A 12,777-nucleotide genomic window follows, 5' to 3' on the forward strand; every position below is an offset into this window, starting at 1 on the left:
CCTAGACCCCGAGTCGGACCCAGGAGGAGCCGACCGATGACGACCGAGACCCCAGACCCCGAAGCGCCGGCGCCCCCGGAGAGCGGCGGGCGCGGCAAGAGAGGGCCGCTCATCGCGCTGGTCCTGGCCGCCCTCGCGGGCGCGGGGGCCTATGCGGCCGTGGCGCTGGGCGGGGTGCCGTCCTTCGGGGGCGGCGGCGCGGACGGGCACGGCGGCGCCCCCGCGGAGCCTGCCGCCGAGGTGGCGGCCGCGGCGTCCGAGAAGCCCGTCTTCGTCTCCGTGCCGGCCCTGACCGTGACGCTCCTTCTTCCCGACGGGCGCGCGAACCTGCGCCTCTCGGCCGAGCTGGAGGTCGCGCCGGACGCCGCCGACGCCGTCGCGCAGGCGATGCCGCGCATCCTCGACGCGATGAACGCCTATCTGCGCGCCGTCGAGCCGGACAGTCTGCTCGAGCGGTCGGCCCATGTCCGCCTGCGCGGCCAGCTTCTGCGCCGCGTCCGCATCGTCACGGGCCGCGAAGCCGTGCGCGACCTTCTCCTGACCGAGCTGGTGACCCTATGACCGCCTTCCTCTCCGACCTCTTCCTCGTCGCGGCCGCCGCCGGCGCGGGGCTCTACTGCCTCGTGCTGTCGCGCCGGATCGCCCGCCTCTCCGACACGGAGAGCGGCCTCGGGGCCACGCTCGCGGCCCTCTCCGAGCAGACCGACGCCCTGGCCGGCACGATCCGGGGCGCGAAGGCGCAGGGCGAGGACACGCTGGCGCGGCTGGCGGCGCTCGACCGCGCGTCGGACCGGGCCGAGCGCCTGGCGCAGCGCATCGAGCTGCTGATGACGGCCGCCGACCGCGAGCCCGCCGCCGCCGCGCCCCCTGCGCGGGCGGCCGCGCCGGAACCCGCCCCGGATCGCGATTCGGCCCCCGATTCGGCCCCCGGTTCTGCTCTGGGCACCTCCGCGGCCGGACCCGTCTTCCGCCGGTCCGAGGTGGCGGCATGAGGGCCGCCGGACCCCTGACCCTGGTCGCGGGGGCCTTCGCCCTCTCCGCCGGGCTCCGGCTCGCCCCCGGCCTGCCCGGCGCCGCGGCGGCCGTCGGCGAGGTCGTCGTCCCGCCCGAGGCCGCCGAGGCGCTCATCGAGGAGATCGGCGCCCGCCGTGCCGCCCTCGGCGCGCGCGAGGCCGAGCTGGAGCGGGAGGCCCGTACCCGCCGCGCCGCGCTCGACGCGCGCGAGGCCGAGCTGGCGCGCGCCGAGGGCGAGCTGGAGGCCGCAGCGGAAGAGGTCCGCGGCGCCGCCGAGGCCCTGTCGGGCCTCCTCTCGGAGGCCGAGGGCGTGGGGGGGCGCGACGTCGAGCGGCTGGCGAGCGCCTATGCCGCGATGCGGCCCGGCGACGCGGCGGCCCTCTTCGCGGTGATGGAGGCGGGCTTCGCCGCCGGCTTCCTGCGCCGGATGCCCGCCGACGCGGCCGCGGGCATCCTCGCCGCGATGGCGCCGGAGGACGCCTACGCGGTCTCGGCGGTCGTCGCGGGCCGGGCGCAGCGCCTGGGGCTGCCGCCGGCGGGGGACGGCGACCGATGACCGGCCTTCTCGGGATCGCGGTGGTCTTCGTGATGGTCTTCGGCGGCTACCTCGCCGCCGGGGGCAAGCTTGGGATCATCCTCCATTCGCTGCCCTTCGAGATGATGATGATCGGCGGCGCCGCGACGGGCGCGTTCCTCGTCTCGAACTCGATCGCGGAGGTGAAGGCGACGGGGCGCGGCGTGCTGCGCGCCTTCGCGGGGCCGAAGTGGAAGCCCGACGACTACCGCGACCTGCTGTGCCTGCTCTACGAGCTGGTGCGCGTGGCGCGGCAGGACGCGCTCGCCCTGGAGGGGCATGTCGAGAAGCCCGGCGAGTCCGAGATCTTCGCCCGCTACCCCCGCATCCGCGCCGACGGCGAGATCGTCGCCATGATCTGCGACACCCTGCGCGCGGCCTCGATGAACTACGACGACCCCCACCAGGTCGAGGAGGTCCTCGACAAGCGGACGGAGGCGAACCGCGACCATTCCCTTCACCCCAGCCATGCGCTGCAGACGGTCGCGGACGGGCTGCCCGCCCTCGGGATCGTCGCGGCCGTGCTCGGGGTGATCAAGACGATGGGCTCGATCGACCAGCCGCCCGAGGTGCTGGGCAAGCTGATCGGCGGCGCCCTCGTGGGCACCTTCCTCGGCGTGTTCCTCGCATACGGGATCGTCGGACCCCTCGCGGCGCGCCTGAAGGTCGTCATGGAGGAGGACGCCCATTTCCAGGATCTCGTGCGCGAGGTCCTGGTGGCCAACCTCCACCGCCATGCGGTCGACATCTGCATCGAGGTCGGGCGGCAGAACACGCCCTCGCACTGGCGGCCCTCCTTCGACGACCTCGAGGAGCGCCTGCGCGGTCTGAAGGCGCAGCAGGCATGATCCGGGCGCTTCTCGTCGCGCTCGCGCTCGCGGGGGGGGCGGCCGCCCGGGCCGAGATCCCCGTCCGCGGCGGCGAGCACGAGGGCTTCACCCGCCTCGCCATTCCGCTTCCGAAGGCCGGCGGCTGGTCCATCCTGCCCACCGGCGAGGGCTGGGAGGTTCTGGTAGAGGGCGGCGGCGCCTTCGACCTCGCGGACACGTGGTCGCGCATCGGCCGCACGCGCATCGCGGCCGTCGCCTCGGGCGGCGAGGGGCGGCTGACCCTCGTCGCAGGCTGCGAATGCGACCTGGCGGCGACAGAGCATCCCGGCCCCATCCTCGCGCTCGACGTCGGGCCGGAGGTCGCCGCCGTCGAGCGCCCGCCTCTCGGGGCCGCGCCCGAGGAGCGCGGCCCGGCGCTGCCCGAGGCCGGGGCCGGCGTCCTTCCACTCCTGCCGCGCTTCGAGGCCCTCCGCGTCCCGGCGACGGCCCCTGCGGATCCTCCGCGGCGGGAGATCGAGCCCGACCCCCTGCGCGCGGCCCTTGCGGGGGCGCTGTCAATCGGGGTGGACAGGGGGCTTCTCGATCCGGCGGCCGATCCGCCGCCGCTGCCGGAGCGGATCGAGCGCCTCGAGACCGGCGGCACGCTGCGCCTCGATCCGCGCGCCGCGCCGCCGCCCGTTCCCGCGTCCTGCCCGGAGGCGGGCGCCCCCGCACTCGCCGCCCGGGCGGCGCCGGCCCCCCTCTTCGGGGAGTTCGACCGCGTCGACCCCGCCGCGGCGCTGGACATGGCGCGAAGGCATCTGGCGAACGGGCTGCCCGAGGAGGCGCGGGCCGTGCTGCGCCTCGTCCCCGAGGGGCCGGAACGGGGCGAGCTCTTCGCCGTCGCGGCGGCGCTGACCGACCGCACGCCCCCCGGCTGGGCCGCCTGCGCGCCCCCCGCGGCGTTCTGGCAGGCCGTGGCCGGCGAGGTCCCGGTGCCGCCCCCAGGCGAGATCGCGTCCGCCGCGCTCGCCGTCCCGCCGCGCCTCGCCGCCATCGCGGTTCCCCCCGCGGCGCGGACGCTGATGGAGGCCGGGCCCGACGGGGCGCGCGCCGCACGCCGGATGCTCCGCATGCTGCCGGAGGCCGATCGCGAACCCCCCGCGCTGCTCGCCGCCGCCCTCCTGGAAGAGGGCGAGGCGGGGCTGGACGCGCTGCGGCCCCTCGCGCTCGGCACCTCGCCCGAGGCGGTCGAGGCCGCGGCGTCCTATCTTCGCGGCCGGCCGGCGGACGCGGCGGTCGCGGATGCGGCGCTGCGCCTCGCGCAGGACCGTCCGGGCGACCCCTTGCGCCGCGCGCTGCTGGAGGTCGCCGTCCCCGCCGCGCTGGCGCAGGGGCGGCCCGACGCCGCGCTCGAGGTGCTGGAACCGCGGGACCCGCCCCTCGCCTGGGCGGCGATCGCGCGCCATCTCGCGGACGCGCCGACCGCCGAGGCCGTCCGCCTGTCGCGGCAATGGGCGGACGTCCTGGAAGAGGCGCCCATCCATCCGGATCTCTGGGCGCGGATCGAGCGCAGGCTCGTCGCCGATGGCTGGGGCCCCGCCGACGCGTCGATCCCCGCGGCCCCCGCCATGCCCGCGCCCGAGGTCGCGCCGGCGGAGGCGGCCTGGGCCCCGGGCGCGCCGCCCGCGGCGCCCGCCCCGCCGCCCGGGGACGCCGCGGAGGCCGCCCGCGTCGCGGTCGAGAGCGCGGACCGCGCGCTCGCCGCCGTGCGCGCCGTGCTGGAGGGGCGCTGAGATGCGCGCCGCCGCCGCCGCCCTCCTGAACCCGGCCATCGGCATGGCCGTCGCGCTGCTGGCGATCATCCTCATGATGATCCTGCCCATGCCGACCTGGGCGCTGGACCTCGGGCTGGCGCTGAGCTTCGGGCTGGCGATCCTGATCTTCACCACCGCCCTCTTCGTCGAGAGGCCTCTCGACTTCTCGATCTTCCCGACCGTCCTTCTGGCCTCGCTGATGCTGCGGCTGTCGCTGAACGTGTCCTCGACGAAGCTGATCATCAGCCAGGGGCACACCGGGACGGACGCCGCGGGCGACGTGATCGAGGGGTTCGCCTCCTTCGTGATGGGCGGCAGCCTGTCGATCGGCCTCGTGGTGTTCCTCGTCCTGCTGATCGTGAACTTCATGGTCATCACCAAGGGCGCCGGGCGGATGGCCGAGGTGGGCGCGCGCTTCGCGCTCGACGGGATGCCGGGCCGGCAGCTGGCCATCGACGCGGACATGTCGGCCGGCGCCATCGACCACGCCGAGGCCCGCCGCCGTCGCGAGACCGAGCTGGCCGAGACAACCTTCTTCGGCTCGCTCGACGGGGCGTCCAAGTTCCTGAAGGGCGACGCGGTCGCGGGCCTTCTCATCACGCTGCTCAACGTCGTGGCGGGCATCGCAATCGGCACGATCGTGCACGGCATGCCCGCCGCCACCGCGCTGGAGACCTACGCCATCCTCACCGTGGGCGACGGCCTCGTGACGCAGATCCCGGCCGTCGTGATCTCGATCGCGGGGGCGCTGCTGCTGGCCCGGGGCGGCGCGACCGGCACCACGGACGGCGCGATGCTGGCGCAGTTCGGACGCCGGCCCGAGGCCGTGGGCGCCGTCGCCGCGCTGATGATGCTGCTGGCCGCGGTGCCCGGCCTGCCGGCGCTGCCCTTCCTCGCCCTCGCCGCGGGCCTGGGCTTCGGGGCCTGGCGGCTGAGCCTCCGCCCCGCCGAGGCGGCCCCCGCCGAAGACGTCGCCCCGGCGCCGGCGGGCCCCTCGATCGGCGACGTGCTCGAGCTCGACGACATCCACCTGACCTTCGCCTCCGACGTCGTCCCGGCGGTGATGGGCGCGGGCACCGGCCTCGAGGCGCGGATCGAGACGATGCGCCATCACGTCGCCCGGCGCTACGGGCTGATCCTGCCCGAGATCCGCCTGACCGACGATCCCGCGCTCGAGGCGGGGCGCTACGCCGTCTCCGTCCAGGGGGTCGAGCGGGGGCAGGGGGTCCTGCGCCCCGGCCGGATGCTCGCCCTCGCCGGAAGCGGGCCGCCCCCGCCCGGCGAGGCCGTGACCGAACCGGTCTACGGCGCGCCGGCCGCCTGGATCGACGCGGGCGCCGCGCCTGCCGCGGAGATGGACGGCTTCACCGTCGTCAGCCCGCCGGAGGTTCTGGCCACCCACCTGCTGGAGGTGGTGAAGTCCGACCTCGGGCGCCTCCTGACGCTGAAGTCGCTGCGCCGGCTGCTGGACGCCTTCGCCGAGCCGTCCGATCCGGCGCGCGCGGCCGCGAACCGCCGCCTCCTCGACGAGCTGATCCCCGACAAGGTGCCGGTCGACCTCCTCCTGTCGGTGCTGCGCGCCCTCCTGGAGGAGGAGGTGTCGATCCGGAACCTCGGCGCGATCCTCGAGGCCGTCGCCGAGATCCGGCCCGCCGATCCGCGCGCCGACGCCGTGGTCGAGCACGTTCGCCGCCGCCTCGGCTTCCAGCTGGTCGCGCCGCTGCGCCGCGCGGACGGGACGATCCCGCTGATCCAGCTTGCCCCCGAATGGGAGGAGCGCTTCGCCGCCCACGAGACGCCGGACGCCGACGTCGCCCTGCCCCCCGACCTCTTCGGCCGGCTGACCGCCGGCCTCGGCGAGAAGCTGGCCGAAGCCGCTGGCGCGGACGTCGCCGTCGTCACCTCGGGCCGCCGCCGGCGGTTCCTCCGCACGGTCGCGGCGGCCGCGGGCCTGACCGCGCCGGTGCTCTCCTACGACGAGATCGGCCTCGAGGCGCGGCCTTCCCTCGTGGGGCGCGTCCCGGCGTGAACGCCCTCGTCGAGCTGGTCCTGCCCATCGCGGAGGCGGCGCGCGCCGAGCTTCTGGGCGCGGCCGGGGTCTTCGCGCGGATCGGTGCCGCGGCCTTCCTCCTCCCCCTCTTCGGCGAACGGGTCGTCCCAGCCCGGATCCGGCTAGTCCTCGCCCTCGCCCTCACGGCGGTGGTGGCGCCCGTGGTCGCCCCTGGGCTGCCCGAGCGCGCGGGGCCCCTCTTCCTCATCGGCGAGGCGGCGGCCGGCCTCCTGATCGGGTTCGGGCTGCGGGCCCTCGTCATGGCGCTGCAGATCGCGGGCTCGGTGGCGGCGCAGGCGGTGTCGCTGTCGCAGCTCCTCGGCTCGCCGGTCTCCGAGCCGCTGCCGGCGATCGGGCACGTGCTGACCGTCGCGGCCCTGGCGCTGGCCGCGCTGGCGGGCCTGCCGGCGGAGGCGGCCGCGGCCCTCGCCGCGAGCTACGAGGCGCTGCCGGCCGGCCTGGGCCTCGGGGCCGGCGAGGGGGCCGACTGGACCATCGCGCGGGCCGGCGCGGCCTTTGCCCTCGGGGTGCGGCTGGCCGCAGGCTTCGTGGCGGTGGGGCTGGCCTACAACTTGGCGCTCGGGGTGGTCAGCCGGGCGATGCCGCAGCTGATGGTCGCCCTCGTCGGCGCACCGGCGATCTCGCTCGCCGCGCTGGCGCTGCTGGCGGCGACGGCGCCCCTCCTCCTTCCGGTCTGGCTCGACGCGCTGGGCGACCGGCTGCGCGATCCGCTCGGCCCGTGAGCGGCGAGGAGGACCAGGGAGAGCGCAACGAGGAGGCGAGCGCCAAGAAGCTCGAGGATGCGCGCAGGAAGGGCGAGGGGCCGAAGTCGCAGGACCTCCTCACGGCTCTCTCCTATGCGGGCGCGGCGGCGTTCCTCGCGCTCGCGGGGCCTTCCGCCTTCCTCGCCACGGGCGAGCGGCTCGCCGGGCTGCTCCGGCTGGCGGGCGCGGGCGGCGTGCCGTCCTTTGCGCAGGTCGTCGGGACGGCCGGGCCGCTCGCCGGCCTCGTCGCGGCTCCGGCGGCGCTGGTGGTCGCGGGGCTGGCGGCGCAGGGCACGGTGGTCCTCGCGCCCGGCAAGCTGGCCCCGAGGGCGAGCAAGGTCTCGCCCCTCGCGCAGGCCAAGCAGAAGTTCGGGCCCTCCGGCCTCTTCGAGTTCGCCAAGAGCGCCGCGAAGCTGGGCCTTCTGTGCGGCGTGCTCGTCATCATCGGCCTGCGGGAGCTGGACCGCATCGCCGGCATGCCCGCGCTGCCGGACAGGGCCGCCATCGCCGCGAGCTTCGGCCCGGCAGCGGCGATGCTGGGCCCCGTCGTGGCGCTGGCGGCCGGGGTCGGCGCGATCGACCTGATCTGGCAGCGCTTCGACCATCGCCGCCGCAACCGCATGTCCCGCAAGGAGCAGACCGACGAGGCCAAGGAGGCCGAGGGCGACCCGCACCTCAAGTCCCGCCGCCGGGCCCGCGCCGAGCAGATCGCGACCACCCGCATGATGGCGGACGTGCCGGGTGCGGACGTGGTCGTGATGAACCCGACGCACTACGCGGTGGCCCTGAAATGGTCGCGCGCGCCCGGCTCGGCCCCGGTCTGCGTCGCCAAGGGCTTCGACGAGGTCGCGCTGAGGATCCGCGCGGCGGCCGAAGGGGCGGGCGTGCCGGTCAAGGTCGACCCGCCGCTCGCGCGCGGGCTCCACGCGGCCGCCGAGATCGGATCGGAGGTCCCGCCCGAGACCTGGCGCGCCGTCGCCGCCCTCATCCGCTTCGCCGACGCCATGCGGCGCGCCCGGTGACGGACGGCGCGCGAAACCTCGCGCGTCTGGCGGCGCTCGTCGCGGCCCGCTCGGCCGCCGCCGCCGCCCGGGCCGAGCGCGAGCGTGACCGCCTGGGCGGGACGGTGCGTTCGGCCGCCGCCGCCCGCACGTCCGAAGGTATCACGGGGGCGGGCTTCGCCCTCGCGGAGGCGGGCCGCGAGGCGGCGCTCCTCCGCGCGCGCGGGGCCGAGGCGATGGCGGCGGCGAAGGCGGGCGCGGAGGGCCGGCGCGCAGCCCGGGACGCCGCCCGGGCCGAGGTGCTGCGCGCCCTCAGCGCGCGACCGGGCTGACCGAGAGGTCCCCGATCAGCACGGCGCGCAGGTCCTCGCCGAGGACGGACCGGCCGGCGCGCAGAAGAACGGCGCGCAGCTCCTCGAGCTCCTCGGGGGAGGCCACGTCCGCGCCGAACCCGCCATCCGCTCGATGCGCCGAGAGGGCCGACAGGAAGGCGTCGCGGAGCCGCGGCGACTGAGGATGGACGTCGGGGGCACCCTCGTCCATCTCGACGGCGAGGGTCAGGACCACATGCCCGAGCAGCCCCTCCTCCGACATGAGCGGAAGGACGAACTGGTTGGCGAGGCGCTGCGTCACCGTGGCCGTCGGTCCGGGGGTGGTCTCCTCCGGGGTCTCGGGCGGCGGCTCGCCCTCCTCCGTCTTCCCGGGCTGGCCGGCGGGCGGCGCGGTCCACCATGCGGCCCCCCCGCCCGCGGCCGCGCCGGCGAGGATGGCGAAGGCGAAGCCGAGGATGCGCCCCATCAAAAGGGCAGGAGCCGGTCGGCCAGCTGCGCGCCGTAGCGGGGCTGCTGGACCTCGGACACGCGGCCGCGCCCGCCATAGCCGATGCGCGCGGCGGCGATCCGGTCCGACGGGATCTCGTTCCGGCGGGAGATGTCCTCGGGCCGGACGAACCCGCTCACGGTCAGCTCGCGTAGCTCGGCGTTGACGCGCACCTCCTGCGTGCCGCTGATCGCGAGCGCGCCGCTCTGGGTGACGGCGGTGACGACGGCGGCGACCCGCAGCTCGAGGCTCTCGGCGCGCGAGACCCGCCCGCTGCCGTCGAAGCCCGAGGAGGAGCTGGTGTCCACGGCCGTGGCGAGGGAGGCCCCGGCCGGCAGGTGCGCCGCTGCGCGTTCGGGCAGGCCGAGGAAGCCGTCCACGCCCATCTGCTGGCGGTCCGAGCGCGAGCGGCGCGCGTCGCTCTCGATGCTGGCCTCGTCGTCGATCTCGATGACCACGGTCACGATGTCGCCCACGCCCCGCGCGCGCGGCAGATCGAGGAGCGAGCCCGCCCCGGCCGCCCAGGTCGAGGCGGCGGCGAGAGGCGGCTCGTCGAAGGACGACGCCTCGGCGAGCGAGGTGCTCGTCAGCGCGTGGCTCTCGGGCGTGTTCGCCGGCGAGGTCAGGACCGGGGCGCGCCCGACCTCCCGGATGGGGGCACAGGCGGCCAGGCCCGCGGCGAGGATCAGCGCGCCCCTCATGGCAGCACCAGAACGGTGCCGTCGGGGCGGGCGACGCCTTCGACGGTCGCGTGCGAGGCGAGGTTCATGACGCGCACCCGCTCGCCGGCGGCGGCGCGGCCGAGGGCGCGCCCTTCGGTGGCGATGCGGATGCCGCCCCCCGCGTGGACGAGGCGAACCGGGTCGTTGCGGCGCATCACCGCGGGCGGGCCGACGTCGCCGGGGCCGACCGGCCGGCCGGCATAGACGGCGACCCGCAGCTCCATGCCGGCGAGGGCGTCGACGGCGGCGGCGTCGCCCGCCCGGAGGTCGGCCGGCGCGATCACGGTGCCGGCACGCAGGGTGCGGGCCGCGAGGACGTCCTGGGCCGGCACGGCGCGCGCGGCGAGGATCAGGAGGGCGGCGAGGATCCAGCGGGTCATCGGACCTGCACCGCCGCGCCGAGCATCTGGTCCGCGGCCGTCACGACCTTGGAGTTGAGCTCGTACCCCCTTTGCGCCTCGATCAGCTCGGTGATCTCGCGGACGGGATCGACGCTGCTCTCCTCGAGGTAGCCCTGGCGCAGGACGCCGAAGCCCTCGTCCCCGCCGGCGCCGGGGATGGCGCGTCCAGAGGCGGCCGTCTCCGTGAAGAGGTTCGAGCCACGCGCCTCCAGCCCCTTGGGGTTGGTGAAGGTCGCGAGGCCGATCCGGCCCAGCTCCTCGGGTTCGGCGGCGTCGGCGAAATAGGCGAAGACGGCGCCTTCCGGGCTGATGGAGACGGACCGGGCGTCGGCCGGGATCGTGACGTCGCCGGCGACCGGATAGCCGTCCGAGTTGACGATCAGCCCTTCGGCCGTGCGCTTGAGCGCGCCGTCGCGGGTGAAGCCCGGGCGCCCGTCCGGCAGCGCCACCTCGAGATAGCCGTTCCCCTCGATCGCGACGTCGAGGTCGCCTCCCGTCTCGGCGAGCGAGCCCTGCGCGAGCTGCATCCCCACCGCCGCGGCGCGCGCGCCGAGGCCGAGCTGGACGCCGACGGGCACGACCGTCCCGTCCGCCGCCGAGATGGCGCCGGGCGCGGTGGCCTGCTGGTAGTGGAGGTCGGCGAACTCGGCCCGGCGGGCGTCGTAGCCCGTGGTGCTCATGTTCGCGAGGTTGTTCGAGATGGTCTCGACCCGCATCTGCTGGGCCGACATGCCGGTTGCGGCGATCTGGAGGGCGCGCATCGGGTTTCTCCTATCGGGAAAGGGTTCGGATCGCCTCGCGCCGCCGCTCGCCTTCCTTCTGCGAGAAGGCGGACGCGGCCTCGTAGGCGCGCTGGACGGCGATCATGCGGGCGATCTCGGTGACGGGCTCGACGTTGGACTGCTCGAGGGCGCCCTGGACGACGCGGGCGCCTTCAGCCGGGACGGCGCCTTCGGCCCGGAAGAGGGTGCCCACCTCGCGCGTTGCGGCGGCGGGGTCCTCCGGCCGGACGAGGCCGATGCGCCCCAGGGGACCGAGCGGCGTCGAGATGGTGCCGTCGGGCGCCACCGCGACGGGCCCCGCGTCGGCGGGCAGCAGGATGGGGGCGCCGCCCTCGTCCAGCACGGCGTGGCCCATGGCGGTCCGCAGGACGCCCGCCTCGTCAGGGGTGAACGCGCCCGCGCGGGTCAGGCGGGGGCCGCCGGGCGTCTCGACCTGGAAGAAGCCCTCGCCCTCGATCGCGAGGTCGAAGGGCGCGCCCGTGCCGGTCAGCGCGCCCTGCGTGCGGTCCGTGACCCGCCCGTGCAGGTGCGCCTGGCTGACCGAAGGGGCCCCCTCCAGCGCGGTGACGTGCTCGGCGAAGACGGCGCCCTCGCGGCGGTAGCCGGTGGTCGAGGCGTTGGCGATGTTGTGCGCGATGCCCTGCATCTCGGCCATCAGGCCGGAGGCGCGCGCGAGGGTGACGTAGCCGGACATCCCCTAGATCCCGGCGGCGAGCGGCATCAGCCGCCCGGTCCAGAGATCGACGAGCGCGCGGGTCATCATGTCCATCGTGATCCAGAACGTCACACCGATCGCGGCGAGCTTGGGCACGAAGGTCAGCGTCATCTCCTGCACGGAGGTCAGCGCCTGCAGCAGCCCGATCGCGAGGCCCACGGCCAGGGCGACGGCCAGGATCGGCATGCTGATCGCGACCGAGACCCAGAGGCCGTCGCGCAGCACGTCGTAGAGGACGCCCTCGCTCATCATACGGGCATCCTCAGGATCTCCTGATAGGCCTCGACGACCTTGTTGCGGACGGCGACGACGGATTCGACGGCGAGTTGCGTGCGCGCGAGGGCCTCGACCATCGCCTGGGGGTCGGCGCGGCCGGTCATGGCGGCCACGGCCGCCCGCTCGCCCTCGGCTACGGTGCGGGCGAAGCCGTCGGCGGCCCGGCCGATCGCGGCCTCGGGCCCGGCGGCGGGCGCCTCGCGCAGGGCGGCGGCATAGCCGCGCAGCGCGGCGCTTGCGTTGAGATCGATCATGGGGTTCCCTTCCTATCGGCGCAGCAGGTCGATCAGCGCGGTCCGCATCTGCCTGACCTGGTCGAACATCCGCAGGTTCGCCTCGTAGGAGCGCTGGGCCTCCCGCGAGTCGGCGATTTCCATCACGAGGTCGACGTTCGATCCTTCGTAGAAGCCGTCCGTGCCGGCCATCGGATGGGCGGGGTCGTGCACCCGGGGCAGCGGCCGCGCGTCGAGCGTCACCCCGCCCGGCCGCACGCCGCCCGCGCCGTCGGCCTCGAAGGCGACGCGCTTGGCGCGGAAGCCCGGCGTGTCGGCATTGGCCATGTTCTCGGCCACGTGGCGCAGGCGGCGCGACTGCGCCGACATGCCCGAGGCGGCGATGGAGAGGGCGTCGCCGGCCATCAGCGGGTCGCCACGCTGGCGCGCAGGACGTCCATCGCGCCCCGCCACGCCCCGAGGGCCAGGCCGTGATCGGCGCGGGCGCGGGCGGCTTCCACCATCTCGGCCTCGACCGAGACGCCGTTGCCGTTGGGCTTGGTGGCCGCGCCCAGGGTCCACTCGACCGCGGCGCCGGAAGAGCCGCCCAGGTGGTCGGGCCGCGTCGCGCGCAGGCCCGGGGCGCCCGGATCGAAGGGCGAGGCCCTGAGGGGGCGCCAGCCCGGCGTGTCCGCGTTGGCGAGGTTGCGCGCCGTGCCTTCCGTGCGTGCGCCTGCATGCCGCGCGAGGGCGCTTGCGGTGGAGAGGATCGGAATGTGGTCGAGCATGGGCGCGCCCCCGTTTCGTCGTTCAACCTGTCC

The 12,777-nt window shown here is 76.1% G+C and carries 18 protein-coding genes; 9 read left to right on the forward strand and 9 right to left on the reverse strand.

All coding sequences use genetic code 11. From position 1 onward, the window contains the following. Positions 1–36 precede the first annotated feature (36 nt). Genes BCF33_RS10135 through BCF33_RS10175 form a run of 9 tightly spaced genes read left to right on the forward strand, consistent with a single transcriptional unit; the run spans position 37 to position 8,361 of the window. Complete coding sequence (locus tag BCF33_RS10135) at positions 37–561, forward strand: flagellar basal body-associated FliL family protein (protein ID WP_106160811.1); 525 nt, start codon at positions 37–39, stop codon at positions 559–561. After that, a complete protein-coding gene (locus tag BCF33_RS10140; RefSeq protein WP_106160812.1) occupies positions 558–992 on the forward strand; it encodes a hypothetical protein in 435 nt (144 codons plus the stop codon). Before BCF33_RS10135 ends, BCF33_RS10140 begins: the two co-directional genes overlap by 4 nt. Then, the gene (locus tag BCF33_RS10145; RefSeq protein ID WP_106160813.1) at positions 989–1,570 is read left to right on the forward strand and encodes a MotE family protein; all 582 of its coding nucleotides are present in this window, start codon (positions 989–991) and stop codon (positions 1,568–1,570) included. The genes BCF33_RS10140 and BCF33_RS10145 overlap by 4 nt, the downstream gene beginning before the upstream one ends. After that, entirely contained in the window at positions 1,567–2,436 is an 870-nt protein-coding gene (gene motA, locus BCF33_RS10150) for a flagellar motor stator protein MotA (RefSeq protein ID WP_106160814.1), read from the forward strand. Before BCF33_RS10145 ends, motA begins: the two co-directional genes overlap by 4 nt. Next, positions 2,433–4,193 (forward strand): hypothetical protein, encoded by a 1,761-nt coding sequence (locus BCF33_RS10155; protein WP_106160815.1) that lies wholly within the window; start codon positions 2,433–2,435, stop codon positions 4,191–4,193. Before motA ends, BCF33_RS10155 begins: the two co-directional genes overlap by 4 nt. Position 4,194: 1 nt before the next feature. Then, positions 4,195–6,243, forward strand: coding sequence for a flagellar biosynthesis protein FlhA (locus BCF33_RS10160; protein ID WP_106160816.1), 2,049 nt, complete (start codon positions 4,195–4,197; stop codon positions 6,241–6,243). Beyond that, the gene (locus tag BCF33_RS10165) at positions 6,240–7,007 is read left to right on the forward strand and encodes a flagellar biosynthetic protein FliR (RefSeq protein WP_106160817.1); all 768 of its coding nucleotides are present in this window, start codon (positions 6,240–6,242) and stop codon (positions 7,005–7,007) included. Before BCF33_RS10160 ends, BCF33_RS10165 begins: the two co-directional genes overlap by 4 nt. Further along, positions 7,004–8,050: an EscU/YscU/HrcU family type III secretion system export apparatus switch protein gene (locus tag BCF33_RS10170; RefSeq protein WP_106160818.1), complete on the forward strand. Its 1,047-nt coding sequence runs from the start codon at positions 7,004–7,006 to the stop codon at positions 8,048–8,050. The genes BCF33_RS10165 and BCF33_RS10170 overlap by 4 nt, the downstream gene beginning before the upstream one ends. Further along, positions 8,047–8,361 carry a hypothetical protein gene (locus BCF33_RS10175; protein ID WP_106160819.1) on the forward strand — a complete coding sequence of 105 codons (315 nt, stop codon included), beginning with the start codon at positions 8,047–8,049 and terminating at the stop codon, positions 8,359–8,361. The genes BCF33_RS10170 and BCF33_RS10175 overlap by 4 nt, the downstream gene beginning before the upstream one ends. Here BCF33_RS10175 and BCF33_RS10180 read toward each other — a convergent pair. The 9 genes from BCF33_RS10180 to BCF33_RS10220 are packed head-to-tail and all read right to left on the reverse strand — an operon-like array spanning position 8,342 to position 12,744. Continuing rightward, positions 8,342–8,827, reverse strand: coding sequence for a flagellar basal body-associated FliL family protein (locus BCF33_RS10180; RefSeq protein WP_106160820.1), 486 nt, complete (start codon positions 8,825–8,827; stop codon positions 8,342–8,344). The two genes, BCF33_RS10175 and BCF33_RS10180, sit on opposite strands and share 20 nt — an antisense overlap. Continuing rightward, positions 8,827–9,549: a flagellar basal body L-ring protein FlgH gene (flgH, locus tag BCF33_RS10185; protein ID WP_106160821.1), complete on the reverse strand. Its 723-nt coding sequence runs from the start codon at positions 9,547–9,549 to the stop codon at positions 8,827–8,829. Before flgH ends, BCF33_RS10180 begins: the two co-directional genes overlap by 1 nt. Beyond that, complete coding sequence (gene flgA, locus BCF33_RS10190) at positions 9,546–9,950, reverse strand: flagellar basal body P-ring formation chaperone FlgA (protein WP_106160822.1); 405 nt, start codon at positions 9,948–9,950, stop codon at positions 9,546–9,548. Before flgA ends, flgH begins: the two co-directional genes overlap by 4 nt. Beyond that, positions 9,947–10,732 (reverse strand): flagellar basal-body rod protein FlgG, encoded by a 786-nt coding sequence (gene flgG, locus BCF33_RS10195; RefSeq protein ID WP_106160823.1) that lies wholly within the window; start codon positions 10,730–10,732, stop codon positions 9,947–9,949. The genes flgA and flgG overlap by 4 nt, the downstream gene beginning before the upstream one ends. A 10-nt stretch (positions 10,733–10,742) precedes the next feature. After that, positions 10,743–11,447, reverse strand: coding sequence for a flagellar hook-basal body complex protein (locus BCF33_RS10200; RefSeq protein WP_106160824.1), 705 nt, complete (start codon positions 11,445–11,447; stop codon positions 10,743–10,745). 3 nt (positions 11,448–11,450) lie between these two features. Continuing rightward, a complete protein-coding gene (locus BCF33_RS10205) occupies positions 11,451–11,720 on the reverse strand; it encodes a flagellar biosynthetic protein FliQ (protein WP_106160825.1) in 270 nt (89 codons plus the stop codon). Then, on the reverse strand, positions 11,717–11,995 hold the full coding sequence (fliE, locus tag BCF33_RS10210) for a flagellar hook-basal body complex protein FliE (protein ID WP_106161572.1): 279 nt from the start codon (positions 11,993–11,995) through the stop codon (positions 11,717–11,719). Before fliE ends, BCF33_RS10205 begins: the two co-directional genes overlap by 4 nt. Before the next feature lie 15 nt (positions 11,996–12,010). Next, positions 12,011–12,382, reverse strand: a complete 372-nt coding sequence (gene flgC, locus BCF33_RS10215) for a flagellar basal body rod protein FlgC (RefSeq protein ID WP_106160826.1) — start codon at positions 12,380–12,382, stop codon at positions 12,011–12,013. Further along, positions 12,382–12,744 (reverse strand): hypothetical protein, encoded by a 363-nt coding sequence (locus BCF33_RS10220; RefSeq protein WP_106160827.1) that lies wholly within the window; start codon positions 12,742–12,744, stop codon positions 12,382–12,384. The genes flgC and BCF33_RS10220 overlap by 1 nt, the downstream gene beginning before the upstream one ends. Positions 12,745–12,777 lie beyond the last annotated feature (33 nt).

The organism is Hasllibacter halocynthiae (assembly GCF_003003095.1).
Lineage (GTDB): Bacteria > Pseudomonadota > Alphaproteobacteria > Rhodobacterales > Rhodobacteraceae > Hasllibacter > Hasllibacter halocynthiae.